The following is a 21,063-nucleotide window of genomic DNA, read 5'->3' on the forward strand; positions in this document are numbered from 1 at the left end:
TGTGGGTTTCTAGGGTTGATGGGTTGGAGAATATTTCATTAAGATTACGGAATTATTTTCACTTTCTGCATTTTCATTTATTTCTATAAAACCAATTTTTTTATAAAGATGATAGGCTTTCAGATTGGTCACTTTCACTTCAAGAAAAATGTCAATAACTCCAAAATTTTTATTTGTTTCTTCAATCGTTTTTTTTATTAAACAGGCTCCAATATTATTGCCTTGAAATGCCGATTGTACGTACATTTGATAAATATTTCCTTTATCGTTTTCATCTTTAATAAAAGTACAGATTCCAATTAATTGTTTTTCATGAAAAGCTCCGACCACAAATCTTTCTTTTGTCTGATTTTCAATATCGAATTCAATTCTTAATTTTTCATTTTTTGTGGCTTCTTCATAGCTCACGCCAAAAGATTCAGGGAATTTTTGTAAGCTTTCCAGTCTGATATTTCGGTAGAGTTTACTTTCTCCGGATTGTAATTTTCGATATTGAATGTTCATTTTTTATGAGAATAAATCGGTGTTGATTTATAATTTTATTTACTGTAAATTAAAACTATAGATGCAATAATAAGGAAATTTTGATTTGTTCTTTTCTGAATCCTTACATTTGTATACATTCTGAATTGTAAGAATGAAAATGAGTTTATTTATGACGGATAAAAGATACGACGAAACACTTCATACCGATAAAAATAATTACGAATATATCACCATTTCCAACGACGAAAACAAGGTAAGAATTTATACTTTAAAGAACGGTTTAAAGGTTTTTCTTGCGCAGAATTTCGATGCTCCGAGAATTCAGACCTATATTCCTGTGAGAACGGGAAGTAATAATGATCCTTCTGATAATACGGGTTTGGCGCATTATCTTGAGCATATGATGTTTAAAGGAACATCTAAAATGGGAACTCAGAACTGGGAAAAGGAAAGTGAATTATTAAACCAGATTTCTGATTTGTATGAGGCTCATAAAGCCGAACAGGATACTGAGAAAAAGAAAGAGATCTACAAAAAAATAGATGAGGTTTCTCAGGAAGCGAGCCAATTTGCGATTGCTAACGAATATGATAAAGCGATTTCGTCATTGGGAGCAACGGGAACAAACGCTCATACCTGGTTTGATGAGACGGTTTACAAAAATAATGTTCCAAACAATGAGCTTGAAAAATGGCTGAAAGTTGAAAAAGAACGTTTTTCTGAATTGACTTTGAGACTTTTTCATACCGAGTTGGAATCGGTTTATGAAGAGTTCAACCGAGCACAGGATAATGACACGCGATTGGTGAATTATGAGTTGATGGATGCACTTTTTCCAACACATCCCAACGGTCAGCAAACGACTTTAGGAAAAGCTGAACATTTGAGAAATCCTTCTATGAAAGCCATTCATAAGTATTTTGATGAGTATTATGTTCCTAATAATTATGCAATGGTTTTGGTGGGAGATCTGGAGTTTGATGAAACAATTCAGTTGGTCGATCAGTATTTTGGAACGATTCCTTACAGAGAGTTACCTGCAAAAACTGCTGTTGTTGAGAAACCGATGACGGAAATTGTAGAAAGAACAGTTAAAAGTCCGACTACGGCTAGGATTCAGCTGGCTTGGAGAACCGACAGTTATGGAACGAAAGAGGCTATGCTGGCGGATATTGTGGTGAATATTTTAAGCAATAGAGGAGAAGCGGGATTGATGGATCTGAACATCAATCAGACTCAGAAATTGCTTTGGGGACAGGCTTTTTCAGTAGGCTTAAAGCAATACGGATATTTTTCACTTTTTGCTGTTCCGAAGGAAACACAGACTTTGGATGAAGCTAAAGATTTGGTGTTGGAACAAATCGAATTAGTGAAAAAAGGAGAGTTCCCAGACTGGATGCTCCCTGCGATCATCAATGATTTCAAATTACAACGTATGAAAGCATTGGAAACGGCAGATGGGTTGGCGACTAACCTTTACGACACCTATATTAAAGGCAGAACTTGGCAGCAGGAACTGAATGAAATGGATGAATATTCACAGTTCACAAAACAGGATGTGGTAGATTTTGCCAACGAGTTTTTTAAAGATAATTATGCCATTGTTTATAAAGAAAAGGGAATTAACGATAAATTATTAAGGGTTGATAATCCCGGAATTACGCCGATCAAAATCAATCGTGAGGTGCAATCTGAATTTTTAAAGGAGATTTTAGACGAAAAAACAGAAGATATTCAGCCTGAATTTATCGATTATGATAAAGAAATTCAGAGTGATTTCATTAAAGATAAAAAAGTAAGTTTCGTTAAAAATAAATACAACGATATTGCTCAGGTCTATTTTATTTTTCCTTTTGGGACAGATCACGACAGAGATTTAGGAATTTCTACTCAGATTTTGGAATATTTGGGAACGAGCCAATTTTCGCCTGAAGATCTGAAAAAAGAATTCTTTAAAATCGGAGTAAACAATGCCTTTAAAATAAACAATGACCAAATCATCATTTCATTGAGTGGTCTGGAAGAAAATATTGAAAAAGGAATTGAGCTGCTTCAGCATTGGATGAATGATGTAAAGCCGGATCAGGAAGTTTATCAGCAATTTGTAGAAACGGTTCTTGAAAATCGTGCGGCGATGCGAAAAGATAAAAACAGCATTATGAAAGCGCTGGTAAATTATACAAAACTAGGTTCTGATTCGCGTTACAGAGATATCATTTCAAAAGAAGATCTTGAAAATTCGAATGTTGAGGTTTTTACAGACAGAATGAAAAAGCTGTTCAGTTTTCCTTATCAGGTCTTTTTCTATGGTAGGAATTTTGAAAATTTTAAATCATATATCGGCAATTCGATTGAAAATGTAAGTCTTCAAATTCCTGAACCTAAATATTACCCAGAACCTGAAACCAAAGGAAATGTGTACTTTACGGATTATGATATGGTGCAGATGGAGATGAGCAAAGTGGGAAGAGGACATTTTGTAAATACAGGGAATTTTGGAAAAATCAATGTTTTTAATGAATATTTTGGAAGAGGTTTATCTTCCATTGTTTTCCAAGAAATTCGTGAGAGTAAGAGTTTAGCGTATTCTGCTTACGTTTCTTATGCTGCCAATTCAGAATTGGAACACCCTGATTATATTACAACTTATATCGGAACTCAGCCGGATAAACTACAAATTGCCGTGGATACGATGGATGATCTGATGAATGAACTTCCGGAGGTTACCAATCAGTTTGAGAATGCTAGAAATGCAGCGTTAAAACAAATTGCTTCAACTAGAATTACGAGAACGAATATTTTCTTCAATACTTTAAAGTTGAAAAAATTAAACATTTCTCACGATTTTAGGAAAGATATTTATCAGCAAATTGAACAACTGAAATTTGAAGATGTTAAGGAGTTTTATCAGACGGAAGTTAAGCCGATTCACTTTAATACCGCGATTATCGGTAAAAAAGAAAATCTGAATATGGAGGCGGTAAACCAAATGGGAACCTTCACCGAAGTAAGTATTAAAGATATTTTCGGACATTAAAAAAATAGGCTGTTTCAATTGAGACAGCCTATTTTTTTTTCGACAATTTTATTTTAATAATTAATGGTTTGGTAAGCTTTAACCAGCTTGTCCAGAAAGGTATACAGCTTTTCATTCATTTCTTTAAAATCAAAACTTCTGATTTGATCAGGTGTTTGAACGAATTGATTTTCCGTATTATTAATTAAAAATTCACGATCTGTTTCTATCATTAAATCAATAACTTCAGGAGTGAATTCCAAGTGACATTGAAATCCGTAGACAAGATCAGAATATTTAACAATCTGTCTCGGGCAGCCCTTACTTGTCGCCAGAATTTGAGCATTTTCGTTAAGTCCCGGCATATCATTATGCCAATGTCCAACGGAAATTATTTCACCAAAATGATTGATTTTATCATCTTTTACACCATTTTCCGTTAATTGAATAGGAAATACACCGATTTCTTTTTCCGGACTGTTTCTAAATGTTGCCCCCAAAGATTCTCCGATCAGTTGCGCACCAAGACAAGTTCCTACAACGGCTTTTCCTGAATTTACTGCTTTTTGTATCAATGTAATTTCTGCCTGAGCATCAAAGTGCGGGCATTCATTTTTTGTGGTGGAAGGATCCTGAGGTCCGCCCAAAATAATTAAAACATCAATAGAATCAACGCTTTCAGGCAAAGGATTATTTTCATACACTTTTGAAAAGGTAGAAGTATAATTTCTTTCATTCGCCCAATTCAGATAAGCGCCCGGAGCTTCGAAGTTTTCATGTTGTATAAAATGGATATTCATTTTGAGAATTTAAAATGATAAATTAATCTTAGAGCCTGTTTAAAATTTTACCGTTTTATTTATTATCCTTAATGAAGTTGATCTTTGCTCCATTTTGATGCTCTTTTGAGCGTATTTTTCACTTCCTATTTTTGATTTAGCCCGCTAAATCTGCAAACACGAAGCAAAAAATCCATTTCAAAATAGCTATAAAAATTTTTGGCAATAAAATTTAAACAGCCTCTAAATTTTTAACAAATTAATGAAAATTTTTTACGCTGATAAAGTTGAACTTTTTACCTTCGATAATATGAGTTCCAGATCTGAAATTTCCTTTTCTGTTAAGGGTTGTAAAGGTGATCTTAATTTTCCACCATTTTCCCCTAAAATATGTAAACCTGCTTTAACGGCTCTTGGCAAACCTTTTTCAACAATATATTTCAACAAATTAAATTGTTTATAAAAAATTTTCTGTGCTTTTTCAATATTATTATTTTGAACGGCATCATACAAAGCAATATTCAATTCAGGGATAAGATTGGGAGCGGCCGTGCACCAACCCGTTGCTCCTGCAGAAAAAGCAGCCAGTGCCAAAGGATTTGAACCGTTGTAAAAAGCCACCTCTTCCCCCAGTTCTTTCTTCAGGTAATGCATCCTCTGAATATCTCCCGTACTTTCCTTAATCATCGTCACATTCGGAATTTGAAGGAGCTTTTTTAATAAAGATGGCAACATATCCACACCTCCCGTTACGGGATTATTGTAAGCCATAATCGGGATTGATATTTGAGAAGCTACTGTATCATAATGCTTGATGATTTCGTCATCGGTTAGTTTCCAATAGCTCATCGGAATGATCATTACGGCTGTAGCGCCTGCTTTTTCAGCAAATTTAGCATGATAAACCGTTTTCTCGGTCGTCAGATTAGAAACTCCAATCAACGTTGGAATTCTTCCGTTGACCTGTTGAATGGTAGCCTCTGTGATGGCTTCTTTTTCTTCATCACTCAGATAAGGTAAAACTCCGGTGCTTCCTAGTGGAGCGATGGCATGAGAACCAGAACTGATCAAACGTTCCGTTAATTTTTTAAATAAAGGGATGTCTACTTTTTCCGCTTCGTCAAAAGGCGTGATAGGGTAGGAGATCACTCCTTTCAATGGTACATTTTTCATATTTTTCTCAGTTTAAATTAAAATTATAAATCTCTGCCTTCTTCTTCTCTTAGAGCAACACCCAAATTTTGTAACTGTGGTGCATTTTCGCAAGCGATGTATTTGGCAGATTCGGTATCGCTTGTATTTTGATGTCTGTGCCACGCCCAAGACGGGATGTATACAGCATCTCCCGCTTCCCATTCTATGCGCTCGTCCTCAACTTCCGTCCAGCCTTTACCTTCAATCACGTATAAAACGGTTTCGTAAGTGTGTCTGTGACGGTTCGTTCTTTGTCCTGGTAATAGCCCTCCGATGGTCATGCTTACATTTTTACTGGGAAGATCTACAAAGAATACGGGATGTTTTCTTTCTGTTGAAAACTGGTTGTGTTCACCTGTATTTTCTACATTTTTATGAATTAAATGCGAAGGTTTTTTGTATTCTGGTCTCGCAAAAGTCTGATGAAAATCTTTTGAACTAAATTGTTTTTTGTCAGTACCTTGTGTACCGTTTTCTGTATTTGACATGTTATTAAATATTTATTGTTTACTGCATTATTGCACGACAAAATTAGAGTAACTTTGGACTGTTTATATATTGCAGTTTTAATAAAAATAGGTAGTCCAGATGCTAAGACCTTGGAAAGTAGAAATTCAGATCAATTATAATTCAGAAAAAGCAGTTTATTTACAAATTGCAGATGCTTTGATTGATGATATTCAATCCGGTAGATTGAAAAAAGGAACAGCCTTGCCCGGAAGTCGGAAACTGGCTGAAGATTTAAAAGTGAACCGAAATACGATTATTGAAGCTTTGAATGTGTTACTGAATGAAGGCTGGCTGGTGTCTTTAGAAAGAAAAGGAACTTTTGTTGCTGAAAATTTACCAACGATAAAAGGAACTGTTTCTCATCAAAAAAAGAATAATGAACAGCCACAAAAACAACTTTTCAGAATTAATTTTGACGATGGATATCCCGATAGTGCCATTGCGCCGGTTACTGAATTGGCGAGGGCTTACCGACAAATTTTTAACAGAAAGGCAAAGTGGCAATTGATGGGCTATACCAGTGAATATGGCGATTTGGAATTTCGAAAAGCAATCGTCCAAATGCTGAATCATCACCGAGGGCTTTATACTTATGAAAATTCTATGTGCATTACCCGCGGAAGCCAGATGGGGATGTATCTTACTGCTCAGTCTCTGATTAAAAAAAATGATGTTGTATTGGTTGAAAACCCGGGGTATCGTCCGGCTTGGAAGGCCTTTGAAAAGGCTGGAGCAACTCTTTTGCCGGTGCGTGTAGATGAGGATGGATTGATGATCGAAGATGTTATCCACTATTTGAAAATTCATAAAAATATCAAAGCGATTTACACCACACCACATCATCAATATCCAACCACGGTAACGCTAAGCTTACAGCGTCGTCTGGAGCTGATAAAGCTTTCCAACGAATATGGATTCACGATTATTGAGGACGATTATGATAATGAATTTCACTTTGGATACCGTCCTGTATTGCCTTTGGCTAGTTTTACAGAACTACAGAACTATGTGTATATTGGCACAATGAGCAAAGTGGTGGCTCCGGCTTTGAGAATTGGTTATCTGATCAGCAATAATCAGGATTTTATTGAAAAAATAGGCGATCTCAGAAAGATTATCGATGTGCAGGGCGATACCATTATGGAGCAGGCGGTTTTACAGCTTATTCAAGACGGAACGATTAAAAGGCATCTAAAAAAAGCCCTAAATTATTACAAATCTAAGCGGGATTTTACAGCACAAAAACTTCAGGAATTCTTAAAAGACAAAGCTGATTATTCAATGCCAGAAGGCGGTATGGCGTTTTGGATCGTTCCTAAAAATAAAATAGATTGGGATCATATAGATCGTGAACTTCAAAAGAAGAGTATTAAAATTCTCAATCCCAATAGTTTTAGTTTTGATAATCAAATCAATGGTTTGCGCTTAAGCTATGGTTCGCTTCCTAAGGAAAGTTTAGAAGAAGCTATCAAAGCGCTGTCTGAGTTATTGTAAATTAGGTCATTGCACAATCGCCGTCGCCATCCTGAAAGTTAGGATTAAAATTTTCAGGAAGCTTTTGGATAAGCTCTTTATGAAACATATATCGTCTTTCGATAATTCGTTCGTGGATTTTTGGAAAATTTTTAACCAATTCAATTGTTTGGTTTAAATCATTTTGATAATTGGTTAAGGTGATGACTTTATTTTTTACAATAAAATAACTTAAAAAATCAATAAATTTCTCCAAATCGGTTTTTGAAAATAAGTAAGGAATTTTTAAATGCCCGTCTCTTAAAAGTAAAAGCGAACAGGTTATCAATTGATTATTGTTATCGTAAATTTTTATCCAGAAATATTTAAATTCTTTCGAATAGCTTGAAAATAAATATTTTTCATCTTTGATTTTGCCCTCCAAAACCCAAGGATTTTCAATCAGCCAATTGATTTCATAAGCATTTCTGTTGCTTTCAAATTGGGCTAGAAAAACATAGCTTTCAGCATCTATTTTATTAATAACTTCAAATCTGAAATCAGGTTTTTTAATGAAACAGTTTTTTACAGAGATCAATGAATTAGCGACTGAATCTGCAATACTGAAAACCGGTTTTAGAGATTGAGTATTTGGTTTTTTTGTTGGAATAATATTCGCAAAATCTGTTTGGAAATAGTAACGTTTTCCATTTTTAGGTTGAATGTATTGAAACAGTCCAATTTTATTATACAAACTTTCTGCTTCTTTCGTAAATTCAGTGATGGCAATTTCCCCTTTATATTCTTCAAAAGCTCTGTTTAATAAACTTTGAGCAATTCTTTTTCCACGAAATTTATTACTGATAAATAAAGTGCTCAGCCATGCATAATTGAATTTTTTTCCTTCAATCATGAAATGATCAGGAAAACATCCTAAATATCCTGCCAATTCATCGTCATCAAAAGCCAAAATTAGTAAGGTTTGATCTTCATCTGCTTTCGGATTTTCAATATGAGATTTTGCTCTGTGCTCAGTAATCGGAAGAAAATCATACTTCTTGAAATCGCCGCTGGAAATAAATTCTGCAAGCTGTTTTTTATGTAAGGTTTTAAGATGTATCATTTTCTCACAATTTTATTTTTATTAATGAGGTTCTTCAATTTGAAGTAAGCCAATTCTTTTTTTAGTAATTTTTCTGCAGATTCGCCCATTTCCATTGGGATTCTGTGAAAATGTTTTTCTGTACTGTCAAATTTAATTCCTGCACTTCCGAACGTACAAAAAAGTTCTTTATTGCTTTGCAAGGCATCAAAAAAATCTTTATTCACACCAAAATCGGTAAACGGAAATGCAAAACTTTCATACAGAAAATTGTTTTCCTTTAAATATTCAAAGGTTTTGTTCGTGGTTTCAAGTTGTTCAGATAGTGACAATTGATTATACAGGGGATGATCCCAACTGTGAGATGAAATTCCGAATCCTTTTTGAGTTAAATTATTTAACTGATGGGTGGTTAAATAAGGATTTTGTTCTCTTAGATAAGAATTGAAATTAATTTCAAGGATTTCTCCCAATTGGTTTAAAATATCCGTTTGAGCATATTTAATTTTTAAAACCTGCTGTTGTAGATCTTCATTGGAAGAAAGAATCGAATAGATTTTAGGATCAATATTTTTATTTTTCTCAAGTTCATTAATAATTAAACTTGCTTTACATCGATACATCAAGCCCTGATTATCAACAAATGCAGGATTAATAAAATTGATGGCATAAATTCCTTTTCTTTCTAAAATCGGAACTACGATGTCATAAAACTCTCTGAAACCGTCATCGAAAGTTAATAAGGCAATTTTCTTTTTGGGTTTAAAATTTCCATTCACGACATCTTTAAACTCACTCCAATTAATAAACTGAAAATGCTTCGAAAGATAATCGATATCTTCTTCAAACTGCTTTACATTTTTGTATTGGATAACTTTGTTGATGTGCGCTAAATTATCATCCGAAACGCAATGATAAACGGGCAGACAGCAACCTAAAGGAAATGAATTTTCAATATCTTCCTTCTCGAATGATGCTAAAAAATTAATGATCTTTTCTTTCATTTCTGTGTTTCAAAAATAAAAAAGAATCTATTTAAACTCATTAAAAAATTTAAATAGATTCTATAATTTATCGTTAAAAAATTACTTCACCACTTTCATTTCATCAATCAGCCATTTAGAATCGGCAAATTTATCGATGATGAAAAGAATATATTTGGTATCTACCATGATATTTCGGCTGAAACGAGGATCATAATTAATGTCGCTCATCGTTCCTTCCCATTGTCTGTCGAAGTTCAATCCTACCAAATTTCCGTTAGCATCCAAAGCCGGACTTCCTGAGTTTCCGCCTGTTGTATGGTTGGTAGCCGTGAATCCTACAGGTACATCTCCAGATTTATCCTTATAATTTCCGTAATCTTTTTTGTTGTAAAGATCAATCAATTTTTTTGGAACATCAAACTCATAATCTCCGGGAACATACTTCTCGATAACACCCGCCAAATGCGTCTGATAATCGTAAGAAACGGCATCTCTAGGAGAAGAACCTTTCACTTTTCCGTAGGTTACACGAAGCGTAGAGTTGGCATCAGGGAAGAATTTTCTGTCTTTATCCGTCGACATTTGTTGTGCCATATATGTTTTTTGCAAAGCATCAATCTTAGTCTGAAGAGACGCGAATTGCGGATCTGCCGTTTTCATATAAGTATCTCTCATCGCTGTATAAAGTTGATAAATAGGATCTTTTTTCAATGTTTTGATCAATTTATCCTGATTAGAGAATGCTTTGTCGATATCGGTTGATAAAGAAGCTCCGTTTACCGCTGTTCTTCCTGTAATGATCGAGTTTTTAGAAGACTCTTCGATCGTTGTGATGTTCTGAGTTTCGTTTTTCAGTTTTTCAAACCCTGCAGGTAAAAACTGAGGAGCCGTTTTGTTGGCGTAAAGTGCTAGTAGTTTAGCTGTTACCTTAGAATCCAGCTCTGCGCTGTAATCTTTGTAGAATGAAGATAATTTGCTTTTTACTTTTGCCAATTCCTTTTCATCCATTCTGCCTGCTTCAACCGCGGTAACGTAATTATAATAATCACCTGCAACCTTTAAAGTCTCTGCATTTCTGATCACTTCCGTGTAATATGCATTGTTTAAAGCATACGGAGCCTGATCGTTATATAATTTGTTGATTTGATCTAAAGTAGATTTGATCTCGTGATTTTTAGCCACCAAAGAACCTTCATACATCACTTTTTTCTGAACGGCGTTTGATTTTTTCAAACCTTCCACTTCACCGATCCATTTTTTCCAGTAATTGGCTACGGAAGCATATTTTGAAGCGTATTTAATACGTGTGGCATCGTCAGCACGCATTTTTTCGTCCAATGTTTTCAAGGCAACATCTCTCACTGCAATTCTCGCAGGATCAATTTCTGTCATGATCTTTTCAACAGCGATTGCAGGAAGATATTCCGTTGTTCTTCCCGGAAATCCGAAGACGAAAGTGAAATCGTTTTCTGTTTTATCCTTGATGGAAACCGGAAGATAATGCTTCGGAACATAAGGAACATTGTCTTTTGAATATTCCGCTGGTTTGTTGTTTTTATCGGCATAAATTCTGAACATCGAGAAATCTCCCGTATGTCTTGGCCAAACCCAGTTGTCTGTGTCTGAACCGAATTTTCCGATGCTTTGCGGCGGTGCACCTACCAAACGAATATCTTTGAACGTTTCGATGGTGAAAGCATAATATTTATTTCCGTAATACATTGGTTTTACAGAAATTGATTGAAATTGTTCTGTTTTCTGAGAGTTTTTATAAATCTCAATATTTTTAGCAATTTGTTTTGCCAGCTCAGGCTCCACAAGGTTGTCTGTTCCTTCTAAAATTTGATTGGATACTTCTTTGATATCTACAATGAAATCTACTGTTACTCCTGGATTCGGAAGTTCTCCGGTCATATTTTTAGCCCAGAAACCGTTTGATAAAAGGTCGTTCTGAACCGTAGAATGTGCCTGAATCTGTCCATATCCGCAGTGGTGATTCGTTAATAATAGCCCTTTTGGCGAAATGATCTCCGCAGTACAGCCTCCGTTGAATTGTACCACAGCATCTTTTATGCTCGCTTTTTGAGTATTGAAGATGTCTTTAGCAGAGATTTTCATTCCCAAATCCTTCATTTCCTTTTCATTCAGCTCTGTAGGAATCCACATTCCTCCGTATTGTTGCGCAAAAGCCATTGTAGCCGGCAAAAGAAATACAGATAAAAGTATCTTTTTTGTCATAATCAAAATTTTGCCCCAATTTACGAAGAAAATACGAGTTCGGGGTTTAAAGTTTTTGGTTTAAGGTTTTTAGTGTGAAATTTTCAAATTTAGGATTTAGTTTAAGCTAAAAATATTCGTTTATTTATTTAAAAACAGATTGAGAATTAATCAAAATGGATTCCAGGTTGGTTTTTCGCAAAGGGGAAAAGTTATTTAGCTAGTAGTACGCATTAAGGCGCAATGATTTTATTAACGATAAAATTGATCATCAGCATTACAAAAGAAAATCTTTGATTTTTTCCTTGTGCCTTTGTGTTTTTCCAATAAACTTAAAAAGGCTTTTATAAAATCTTTGTAGTCAAGAATATTTACATCCAAAAGCTTTAAACCTAAGACTCTGAATATTAAACTTAAAAACTTACCATCGGCTTAATTTTTGTTACTTTAAAATCACACTTGATATTAATATATTTAAATTCTTGAATTATGAACGCACCAAAAATATTAGGAACTGCGGCCATTGTTTTGATGGTTTCCTGTACACAAAAAGACAAAAATCCTGAAATAAATCCGAAAACAGATCCTATGGCTATTCAAACTCCTACGGATACGGTGTCTGTGGATACTTTGAAAACATCTCATAATTCTGAAAATTCACTGGATTGGTACGGAACTTATGAAGCAGTGGTGCCTTGTGCCGACTGTCCGGGAATTAAAACTGTTTTAACCTTAAATAAAGACAAAACGTTCGCCATTTCAGAAGAATATCTGGAAAGAAAAACGAAAAGTGATGACAAAGGAACTTTTGACTGGGATGCTGCCGGGCGCGTGGTTACTTTAAAAGGAAAAACAGCCAGCTACAAATATAAAGTAGGAGAGAATAATGTGACACAGCTTGATATGAGTGGCCAGCCAATTGACGGGCCCAATAAAAAGTTATATGTTTTCACAAAGAAATAACGATAAAGGCGAAAGCCTTTATTTTTTTGCCTAAAATTGATAGGCAATGATTTTATCGTCTGCCATTAAAGCTCTAATCAGCGTTTCGTGGTGAGAATTCTTGCCTGTTAACCGCCAAGTTGTCGCTAGATTTCCCTGTGTATATTGCTGTCTCATCATTAACATTTTCAAGTGATGTTCCTTGAATAGTTTCTCACAATGCTCGATGTATTGCGAGTTTTCCACAGCTATTTTATATTCACGGATTTTATGATGATTATCGATATAATTCTGCAAATACGTAAGCGAACTTAAAATTAATAAAACCAATACCGTTCCGAGAAGGGAAAGATAAACATATCCCGAACCGACTGCCATTCCGATTGATGCGGTTGCCCAAATGGTGGTGGCTGTGGTAATTCCGTCGATTTTATTATCACCTTTAAAAATAACTCCGGCACCTAAAAAACCGATTCCTGTAATAATGTTTGCAGCCAAACGATCCGGATTCTGAATGCCAATTTTGATGGAAAGAATGGTAAAAAGACACGAACCGAAGCATACCAAAATAAAAGTTCTCAAACCTGCCGATTTGTTGCGATATTCTCTTTCCGCACCGATAAATAAGCCCAGAATTACTGAAAAAAATATCAGCAATAATTCATTTTGGATGACGTAGTGGTCTTTTAAAAATTCCATGATTAAAATGTAAACATACTTTAGAATAAAATTACGATAAATCCTTTAATAAAAGAAGACTGTCTTCGAAAAGACAGCCTTCAAGAAAGGATATTAAAAAAAACTAATTTTTTATGAATTTCTGAGTGGTTACATTCTCTTTAGAAGTCATTTTTATGATGTAGCTTCCTTTAGAAAGTTCAGAAACATGTATTGAATTTTGTTTTGGTGATGCTGTCTGTAAAATTCTTCCCGCGGCATCAAATATTTCAGCTTTAAGAATTTCAGCTTTAGATTTAATATATAAAATATCATTTACCGGATTTGGATAAATAGTGATGATATTTTGGTTGTTTTTAATTTCTGATGTACTTAATAATTTACTTTCAACCGTAGTCGTGTACGTATTTGTAATAATCGGATAATTATAATCGAAATAAATATTAGCAGTATTACTAAAACTGTCGCCGTTCGTTAAGATGGATCTTGTTTTAATTTTAAATGAAATATATCCGTCATTATTATCATCATCAAAAGGAAGCTGAATGCCCTGGAAAATAAATTCTGCCACATTTGGAGACGTGATTTTTGTAACAAAATTGTGACTGCTGCTTAAAGGAATTAATGTATTGATATCAAATTTAGAACCGTCAATTACATCTTTTACCACAATATTTTGAGCGTTAGCACTTCCTGTATTTTCAAATCTGATCAGATAATGAACGTAATCTCCCACCTGAGTTTGTGAAATAGAAGCGCCTTCCAGACAAGTTTTATCATTAGGATCCATAGAATTTACAACCGTTTGGTTGAGTATAAATGTATTGTCTAAAGGCGTATCGTCTGTTGCGCCGCTGACTTGGGCTGTGTAATGAAGAATATCGCCATCGTTTACCGGAGGAGTATCTGTCGGTGTGTTAATTTCCAGTTTCACAATTATTTCTTTCGTTTCAAAAGGTTGAAGGTTGGTGAAATTCCAGCTTAAAAGACCTGAAGATTGTGAATTAGGAACAACGGAAGATTCAACAAAATCTGAAAGATTATCATTATACGAAAACGTTAAATTTCCCGATTGCGTTGTAGTTCCTTTATTTTTATAAACGATTTTATATTTAGCAAAAAATCCGGGAACGGCAGCTACGGTGGGAATAATCACCACTTCTAGATCGTTGTGAGTTCCGTTGGCCGTTAAACAGAAATTTTGAGTCAACGGACTTGCCTGTGCCGGAAAATTAGCACTCAAAGACGTTGGAGAAATCGAAAAATAAGCTGGATTTTCCACAATCGGCGTTATCGTGTGATAGCCAGAACTTACCGGTACGGTGTAATTTCCGGAAGCATCAGCAATAATATTTCCTATGCCTCCACTTCCAACAACCGAGAACTTTTGGAAAGCTTTGCTCAAATCATTAGGATCGCAACCGTTATTATTTTCATCATATTTTGTATTTCCCTGAATGGTATAATAGGTTCCTCCCGGTGTAAATGAACAATAGGTGTTTATTGTAACATTATTATAGCCGTATGCCGTATTGGCATTTAATACAAAAGGAATTTCTCCTTCGTCTGCACATATGTAGCTGATATTTGGGTTGTTATTGAAACTTGGAACATTATTTCTTCCATTTTTCAGAAACATGCTCTGAAGATTATTATCCGAAATAATCATAGATTGGATATGATAATTTTGAGTAATATCAAACGTTGTAAGTTGATTGTTATTCATCATTAAAGTCTGTAATAATGGAACCTGCGCCAAATTAATGGAGGTAATTTGATTGTTGGCTATTCTCAGATAATTCAATAACGGAATAGAACTTAAATTCAACGTTGTAAAAAGATTGTTACTGGCTTCAAGATAAGTGATTTTCGGATTATTCTGAAAATTAATAGTCGTAAGTTGATTGAATGAGCATGTCAGCTTTTCAAGAAGTGGAAGAGTGCTTATATCTAAATTTGCCAGGTTATTTTGTGAAATATTAAGGCTTATTAAATTAGGGATCGGGGCAAAATTTATGCTGGAAATTTCATTATTATTACATGAAAACATTTTCAATGTAGAGCTTCCTGTGTAATTAATGGTTTGAATATCTCCTCCAGAACAGTCAAGAATATTAAGCTTAGGTAAGTTGGAAACATCTAAATGTGTCAGTTTTGAATTTTTTACATAAATCGTTTCCAAAATAGGACAGCCGGTAAAATTTACCGAAGTCATTTTAGGATTGTCATCAAAAGACACTAAAACCAACTTATTCAAACCACTTACATCGATTGAAGTTAAATTGGCAAAGCTCGATAAGGTAAGAAATTTAAGGTTGGCAAATGCTTTCACTCCTTCTACTGACTGTATCTGATAGGTGGAAACCGGAGCCTGATAATAATTATTATAAATCGAAAGATCTTCTATTGCCAATGCTTCCGAAACCTGAATTTCGCCATCATTATTCGTATCTATTACAACATAATTTCCGTTGATGTCTCTGGCGATCTGGTTGGTGGGAGTTGCTGAAAGCAATTTTGCCTTAAAATAGGGATCTGGGATGTTAACAATTTGAGCGTTGATGGTAAATTGTGCGAGAAATAGCACAAAGAGGTAAATATTTTTCATGGTTTGGTGATTTGGTTTGATAAATATACAAATAAATTTGTATTGTTAATGAAAATTAATATTTAGTTTTTATTTAAAATAATTCTTGATGAATTTTTGAAATGTATTTAAAGGTATGGTGAATTTGTAATCAAGTTGAAAATTTTATTTTTCAATAAAAAAGACTGCCTAAAAAGACAGTCTTTGATATGAAATTTTGAATTAAAATTAATTCTTGATCAACTTTTGAGTGAATGTTTTATCTTTTGTGAAAGCTTTAATAATATAATTTCCTTTAGAAAGCTCAGAAATATTAATTGAATTTTCTTTCACATTTGCAGAAGTAATAATTCTTCCTGTAGCATCATAAATTTCTGCTTTTACAATTTCTGTTTTAGATTTAAAATGTAGAATATCTTTTACAGGATTCGGATAAATAGTAAAAGTATCATTGTTTTTACTAATTTCAGAAGTAGCCAACACATTTTGAACCGTAGTAGTGTATGTATTGGTAATAATTGGGTGATTGTAATCAAAATAAATTTTAGCTGAATTACTAAAACTATCACCAATATTCAATGTAGATTTTGTTTTGATTTTAAATGAAACATAGCCGTCATTATTGGCATCATCAAAAGGAAGCTGAATATTTTCGAATATAAATTCTATAGAATTTCCATTTAATCTTGTTACAAAACTATGGCTTCCATTCAAGGCGACTAAACTCGATAAATCATATTTATTAATATCAATATCATCTTTTACCACAATATTTTGTGCATTCGCAGTGCCTGTATTTTCAAATCTGATTAAATAATGAACGTAATCTCCTACTTTTGCTTGTGTAATTGAAGTTCCTTCCAGACACGTTTTATCATTCGGATCAAAAGAATTGACAACCATTTGGTTTAAAGTAAATGTATTATCCAAAAGCGTATCATCTGTCGCTCCGTTTATTTGTGCGGTATAATGAAGAATATCTCCTCCGTTTAAAGCTGGAGTTTGCGTAGGTGTATTCAATGTTACAGTTACCGTAATTTCTCTGGTTTCAAATGGAAGAAGATTGGTGAAATTCCAGTTTAATAATCCTGATGATTGTGAAGTTGGAGCATTTGTCGCGCTTAGATAATTTACCACGTTATCATTATAGTTAAATGATAAATTTCCTGACTGTGTTGTTGTTCCTTTATTTTTATAAATGATTTTATATTTAGATTCAAATCCAGGACGGGCAATTGTAACAGGAATAATTACTGTTTCTAAATCATTGTGGGTTCCATTCGCGGTTAAGCAGAAATTTTGAATGAAAGGAGCTGCCTGATTTGGAAAATTAATGTTCACGGAGGATGGTGAAACTATAAAATAAGAAGGATTTTCTAACAATGGAGACACCACATTTGTTCCTGGAGAAAGATACATCTTATAAGCCCCAGTAGCATCAGATATTGCTGTACCCCATCCAGTATTATTTAGAATGTTAAATTTCTGAAATGGTTTTAAAGCATCACCATTATCACATCCGTTTCCGTCAGCATCATATCTTGTTACTCCTTCAGTTAAATAAGAAATGCCACCTGGCGTAAAAGTACAATATGTATTTACCACAACGTTTGTTTGATTATATTGATATAAAAGAGCATTTAGCATATAAATTTCTTCAGGATCGATACAGATATATTTCAATTGTGGAGTATTTGCAAATCCGTAAGAACCCATTCCACTGTAGTTGTCGATTCCGTTTTTCATGAGAAGCACCTGTAAATTCGGGTTGTTGGAACAATCAAATGTAAGCAGTGAGAAATTTTTAGTAAAATCAATGGTGTTGAACAGATTGTTATGGATCTGAATATTTTTTACGAAAGGAATCTGTGTGAAATCAATATTCTGCAATTGATTGTTGCCTGCATATATATATTGTAAACCTGCATTATTGTTGAACGTTAGTGTAGAAAGTTGATTTTCAGAAATAAATAATTGATAAAGCAAAGGGTTCGAACTGAAATTTAAACTCGTTAATTGGTTTCCACTCGCAAAAAAGTTCAAAATGGAAGGATAAATAGTAGGATCAAAAGATTGAAAAATATTTCCTGTAATATCCAAATGATTGACGATAGAAGGATTGGGAATTGTAAGAGTACTAAGATGATTATTGGCTACAACAATTTTTTTTAATGCAGTACTTCCGGTAAAATTAATGTGTGAAAGCGAGCTATTTTGTGTAATGTTTACATCCTCTAAAATAGGTAAATTTGTCAGATTTAAAGAAGAAATCTGTGTATTGCCCAGTTTGAATTTCTTTACATCAGGAGAAGATGTTATGTTTAATAAATTCAGATTTCCTTCATAGCTAATTTCCTGAACCGATGTGTTTTGTATGTTTAAAGAGCTCGACCATGCTAAAATCTCAATCGTTAATAAAGAATTTATGTTTTCTATACCTATATTTCCCATTGTTCCTCCGGAAATTTTAAATTTTTGCAGCGCAGGATAATTACTGAAAGTCGTTGTGGAATTTGGGAGATTTGGATTTATTATCTGTAATTCTTTAAGTACCGGAAAGTTTTCAAGACCATTAAAATTAGTGATCGAATTGTTCATATTAATGACAATTTTATTCACCAATTGCGCTTCTGTTAACTGAATTTCTCCATCGTTATTAGTGTCGACATTAATGATGTTTCCAGCGGAATTATAGGTTGCACCATTGCTTAATAATTTTGCTTTCAAATTGGCATCCGGAATATTAATAATTTGCGCATGCAATACCGAAAGCATTAATATGAAAGAGAATAGATAGATTTTTTTCATATAATTAGTTTTTTATTGTTTTTGTTTACACTTTTTTATAAGATGAATAAAAATGAAAAGGTTGCAGTTTTTTCTGAAAATTTATTTCTAAATCTAAAAAATAAGCCATTAAGAAATAATCTCAACGGCTCAATTAAAAGTTTTTATATCAATTAAATTTTATTGCTTCTCAACAAGATCCAAAAACTGCTGTTCATCTAGAATTTCAATTGTTCCAATGTCTTGCGCTTTCTTCAGTTTGCTTCCTGCTTTTTCGCCAACAACCAAGAAGTTTAGGTTTTTAGAAACCGCCGAAATATTTTTTCCGCCGTGTTTTTCCACCATTTCTTCCGCTGCTTCTCTTGTGAATAAAGATAATTTTCCGGTGAAAAGGAACGTTTTTCCTTCCAGAACATTCGATAAAACTTCGTTCGTACTTTCTCCTTTTTCCAGCTGAACGCCGTAAGATTTTAGTCTTTCGATCATCAGGATATTTTCAGAATTGGCAAAGAAATCAACGATGCTTACCGCGATCTTGGTTCCGATATCTTCAACCTGACAAAGTTCTTCTACGGTTGCATTTTTCAGTTCATCAATGGTCGAAAAGTTTTTAACTAATTTCTTAGCAACCGTTTCTCCAACATGTTTGATGCCAATTCCATACAATACTTTTTCGAAAGCAATTTCTTTTGATTTTTCAATTCCCGAAATAATATTCTGGGCTGATTTTTCCGCCATTCTTTCCAACGGAAGAATTTGTTCTTTGGTTAAAGCATAAAAATCGGCAGGATTTTCAATCAGTCTTTCTCTGTAAAGCTGTTCGATGGTTTCGCTTCCTAAATTATCAATATTTAAAGCTTTTCTGGAAACATAATGAATCATTCTTCCCACAACCTGTGGCGGACAATGCAAGTCGTTCGGACAGAAATGAATCGCCTGATCTTCAATTTTTACCAATTCTGTTCCACATTCCGGACAGTTTTTGATGTATTCTATTTCTTTGCTTTCGTCAGTTCTTTTTTCTGTGTTTACGCCAACGATTTTAGGGATAATTTCGCCACCTTTTTCTACGTATACGAAATCATTTTCATGCAAATCAAGCTTTTTAATGATATCTTCATTATGCAAAGACGCCCTTTTTACAATCGTTCCGGCTAATAAAACCGGCTTCAGATTGGCAACCGGAGTAATCGCTCCCGTTCTTCCAACTTGGTAAGAAACGCTCTGTAGTTCGGTCTCTACTTTTTCTGCTTTAAATTTATAAGCCATTGCCCAACGTGGAGATTTTGCCGTATATCCAAGCTGTCTCTGTTGTTTTAATGAATTGACTTTCAAGACAATACCATCAATTTCAAAAGGTAAATTATGTCTTTCAACATCCCAGAAATTAATGAATTCTTTCACCTCATCCAAAGTAGAACACAATTTTGCCTGTTGAGACGTTTTAAAACCCCAGCCTTGTGCCTTTTGAAGCAATTCCCAATGAGATTCCGCCGGAATATATTCTGAAATAAACTGATACAAAACCGAAGACAGTCCGCGTTTTCTCACCTCGCCGCTGTCCTGCATTTTCAAACTTCCGCTTGCGGTATTTCGAGGATTCATAAATGGGTCTAAACCTTCTTCTTCACGCAGCTTATTGATTTTATCGAAATTTTTTCTGGTTAAATAAATTTCACCACGCATAAAGAAATGTTCAGGAAAATCACCCTTCAATTTCAACGGAATATCAGAAATGGTTCGAACATTTCCCGTAATTTCATCTCCCTGAAAACCGTCACCACGCGTTACCGCCTGAACTAATTTCCCGTTTTCATATAAAATAGAGATCGAAGCACCGTCATATTTCAATTCTGCAACAAATTCTACAGGCTCATCGATGGTTTTAATAATTCTTTTTTCCCAGTCTTCAAGATCATCAAAATCATAAGAATTATCCAAAGAATACATTCTGAACTTATGCTGAACGGTCGGGAAAACTTTTGTAATTCCACCGCCAACACGTACGGTAGGAGAGTTTTCATCATAAAATTCGGGATGTTTTGCTTCCAGATCACGAAGTTCTTCGAGTAGCATATCGAAGTCATAATCTGTGATGGTAGGCGTATCCAGAAGGTAATAACTTTCATTATGCTGATGAAGCTCTTTGCGAAGTTCTTCTATTTTTTGTTGAATGTTTTCAGGCATTGTAATTCTATCTTTTGAGCAAAAATAACTAAACTAATTCCATTTAAAAAATATGAGAATTAAATATTATGATAAAATTAAAAATGTGTAACATATTCTAATAAACTGAGTATCTATGGGATAAATTTCATGTTTAGACT

14 protein-coding genes are annotated in these 21,063 nt (G+C 34.1%); 3 read left to right on the forward strand and 11 right to left on the reverse strand.

Annotation, left to right across the window (positions count from 1 at the left end; translation table 11 throughout):
* Positions 1–9: 9 nt before the first annotated feature.
* Positions 10–504: a GNAT family N-acetyltransferase gene (locus tag OXQ85_RS12660; protein ID WP_267405038.1), complete on the reverse strand. Its 495-nt coding sequence runs from the start codon at positions 502–504 to the stop codon at positions 10–12.
* Positions 505–655: 151 nt separating this feature from the next.
* Between OXQ85_RS12660 and OXQ85_RS12665 the strand changes: the two genes are divergently transcribed.
* Positions 656–3,523: a M16 family metallopeptidase gene (locus OXQ85_RS12665; RefSeq protein ID WP_267405039.1), complete on the forward strand. Its 2,868-nt coding sequence runs from the start codon at positions 656–658 to the stop codon at positions 3,521–3,523.
* A 53-nt stretch (positions 3,524–3,576) separates the two neighbouring features.
* Here OXQ85_RS12665 and OXQ85_RS12670 read toward each other — a convergent pair whose 3' ends face one another.
* The 3 genes from OXQ85_RS12670 to OXQ85_RS12680 form a co-directional block, all read right to left on the reverse strand.
* Complete coding sequence (locus OXQ85_RS12670) at positions 3,577–4,302, reverse strand: gamma-glutamyl-gamma-aminobutyrate hydrolase family protein (protein ID WP_267405040.1); 726 nt, start codon at positions 4,300–4,302, stop codon at positions 3,577–3,579.
* A gap of 252 nt (positions 4,303–4,554) precedes the next feature.
* A complete protein-coding gene (locus OXQ85_RS12675) occupies positions 4,555–5,454 on the reverse strand; it encodes a dihydrodipicolinate synthase family protein (protein WP_267405041.1) in 900 nt (299 codons plus the stop codon).
* A gap of 23 nt (positions 5,455–5,477) precedes the next feature.
* Complete coding sequence (locus OXQ85_RS12680; RefSeq protein ID WP_267405042.1) at positions 5,478–5,963, reverse strand: cupin domain-containing protein; 486 nt, start codon at positions 5,961–5,963, stop codon at positions 5,478–5,480.
* A gap of 100 nt (positions 5,964–6,063) precedes the next feature.
* Here OXQ85_RS12680 and OXQ85_RS12685 point away from each other — a divergent pair, with 100 nt between their 5' ends.
* Positions 6,064–7,479 (forward strand): PLP-dependent aminotransferase family protein, encoded by a 1,416-nt coding sequence (locus OXQ85_RS12685; protein ID WP_267405043.1) that lies wholly within the window; start codon positions 6,064–6,066, stop codon positions 7,477–7,479.
* Position 7,480: 1 nt separating this feature from the next.
* Here OXQ85_RS12685 and OXQ85_RS12690 read toward each other — a convergent pair whose 3' ends face one another.
* The 3 genes from OXQ85_RS12690 to OXQ85_RS12700 all read right to left on the reverse strand — a co-directional run bounded on the left by OXQ85_RS12690 (position 7,481) and on the right by OXQ85_RS12700 (position 11,763).
* Entirely contained in the window at positions 7,481–8,560 is a 1,080-nt protein-coding gene (locus OXQ85_RS12690) for a GNAT family N-acetyltransferase (protein ID WP_267405044.1), read from the reverse strand.
* On the reverse strand, positions 8,557–9,543 hold the full coding sequence (locus OXQ85_RS12695; protein WP_267405045.1) for a polysaccharide deacetylase family protein: 987 nt from the start codon (positions 9,541–9,543) through the stop codon (positions 8,557–8,559). The genes OXQ85_RS12690 and OXQ85_RS12695 overlap by 4 nt, the downstream gene beginning before the upstream one ends.
* An 81-nt stretch (positions 9,544–9,624) precedes the next feature.
* Positions 9,625–11,763: a S46 family peptidase gene (locus tag OXQ85_RS12700; RefSeq protein ID WP_267405046.1), complete on the reverse strand. Its 2,139-nt coding sequence runs from the start codon at positions 11,761–11,763 to the stop codon at positions 9,625–9,627.
* Positions 11,764–12,231: 468 nt separating this feature from the next.
* On the opposite strand from OXQ85_RS12700, the gene OXQ85_RS12705 reads away from it, so the two are divergent.
* A complete protein-coding gene (locus tag OXQ85_RS12705; protein ID WP_267405047.1) occupies positions 12,232–12,705 on the forward strand; it encodes a copper resistance protein NlpE in 474 nt (157 codons plus the stop codon).
* A 30-nt stretch (positions 12,706–12,735) separates the two neighbouring features.
* On the opposite strand, the gene OXQ85_RS12710 is transcribed toward OXQ85_RS12705, so the two are convergent.
* From OXQ85_RS12710 to ligA, 4 genes are all read right to left on the reverse strand, one after another.
* Entirely contained in the window at positions 12,736–13,383 is a 648-nt protein-coding gene (locus tag OXQ85_RS12710; RefSeq protein WP_267405048.1) for an MgtC/SapB family protein, read from the reverse strand.
* A 103-nt stretch (positions 13,384–13,486) separates the two neighbouring features.
* Complete coding sequence (locus OXQ85_RS12715; RefSeq protein ID WP_267405049.1) at positions 13,487–15,970, reverse strand: T9SS type A sorting domain-containing protein; 2,484 nt, start codon at positions 15,968–15,970, stop codon at positions 13,487–13,489.
* A 207-nt stretch (positions 15,971–16,177) separates the two neighbouring features.
* Entirely contained in the window at positions 16,178–18,757 is a 2,580-nt protein-coding gene (locus OXQ85_RS12720; RefSeq protein WP_267405050.1) for a T9SS type A sorting domain-containing protein, read from the reverse strand.
* 159 nt (positions 18,758–18,916) lie between these two features.
* Positions 18,917–20,923: an NAD-dependent DNA ligase LigA gene (gene ligA, locus OXQ85_RS12725; protein ID WP_267405051.1), complete on the reverse strand. Its 2,007-nt coding sequence runs from the start codon at positions 20,921–20,923 to the stop codon at positions 18,917–18,919.
* Positions 20,924–21,063: the final 140 nt, after the last annotated feature.

Source organism: Chryseobacterium sp. GM_Chr_2 (assembly GCF_026540445.1).
GTDB lineage: Bacteria > Bacteroidota > Bacteroidia > Flavobacteriales > Weeksellaceae > Chryseobacterium.

What these genes read in the sequence shown, in the direction of transcription:
- ligA (WP_267405051.1), bottom strand. Translation starts at nt 20,923, where the DNA reads ATGCCTGAAAACATTCAACAAAAAATAGAAGAACTTCGCAAAGAGCTT.
- OXQ85_RS12665 (WP_267405039.1), top strand. Translation starts at nt 656, where the DNA reads ATGACGGATAAAAGATACGACGAAACACTTCATACCGATAAAAATAAT.
- OXQ85_RS12670 (WP_267405040.1), bottom strand. Translation starts at nt 4,302, where the DNA reads ATGAATATCCATTTTATACAACATGAAAACTTCGAAGCTCCGGGCGCT.
- OXQ85_RS12705 (WP_267405047.1), top strand. Translation starts at nt 12,232, where the DNA reads ATGAACGCACCAAAAATATTAGGAACTGCGGCCATTGTTTTGATGGTT.
- OXQ85_RS12720 (WP_267405050.1), bottom strand. Translation starts at nt 18,757, where the DNA reads ATGAAAAAAATCTATCTATTCTCTTTCATATTAATGCTTTCGGTATTG.
- OXQ85_RS12690 (WP_267405044.1), bottom strand. Translation starts at nt 8,560, where the DNA reads ATGATACATCTTAAAACCTTACATAAAAAACAGCTTGCAGAATTTATT.
- OXQ85_RS12685 (WP_267405043.1), top strand. Translation starts at nt 6,064, where the DNA reads ATGCTAAGACCTTGGAAAGTAGAAATTCAGATCAATTATAATTCAGAA.
- OXQ85_RS12660 (WP_267405038.1), bottom strand. Translation starts at nt 504, where the DNA reads ATGAACATTCAATATCGAAAATTACAATCCGGAGAAAGTAAACTCTAC.
- OXQ85_RS12675 (WP_267405041.1), bottom strand. Translation starts at nt 5,454, where the DNA reads ATGAAAAATGTACCATTGAAAGGAGTGATCTCCTACCCTATCACGCCT.
- OXQ85_RS12710 (WP_267405048.1), bottom strand. Translation starts at nt 13,383, where the DNA reads ATGGAATTTTTAAAAGACCACTACGTCATCCAAAATGAATTATTGCTG.
- OXQ85_RS12700 (WP_267405046.1), bottom strand. Translation starts at nt 11,763, where the DNA reads ATGACAAAAAAGATACTTTTATCTGTATTTCTTTTGCCGGCTACAATG.
- OXQ85_RS12695 (WP_267405045.1), bottom strand. Translation starts at nt 9,543, where the DNA reads ATGAAAGAAAAGATCATTAATTTTTTAGCATCATTCGAGAAGGAAGAT.
- OXQ85_RS12680 (WP_267405042.1), bottom strand. Translation starts at nt 5,963, where the DNA reads ATGTCAAATACAGAAAACGGTACACAAGGTACTGACAAAAAACAATTT.
- OXQ85_RS12715 (WP_267405049.1), bottom strand. Translation starts at nt 15,970, where the DNA reads ATGAAAAATATTTACCTCTTTGTGCTATTTCTCGCACAATTTACCATC.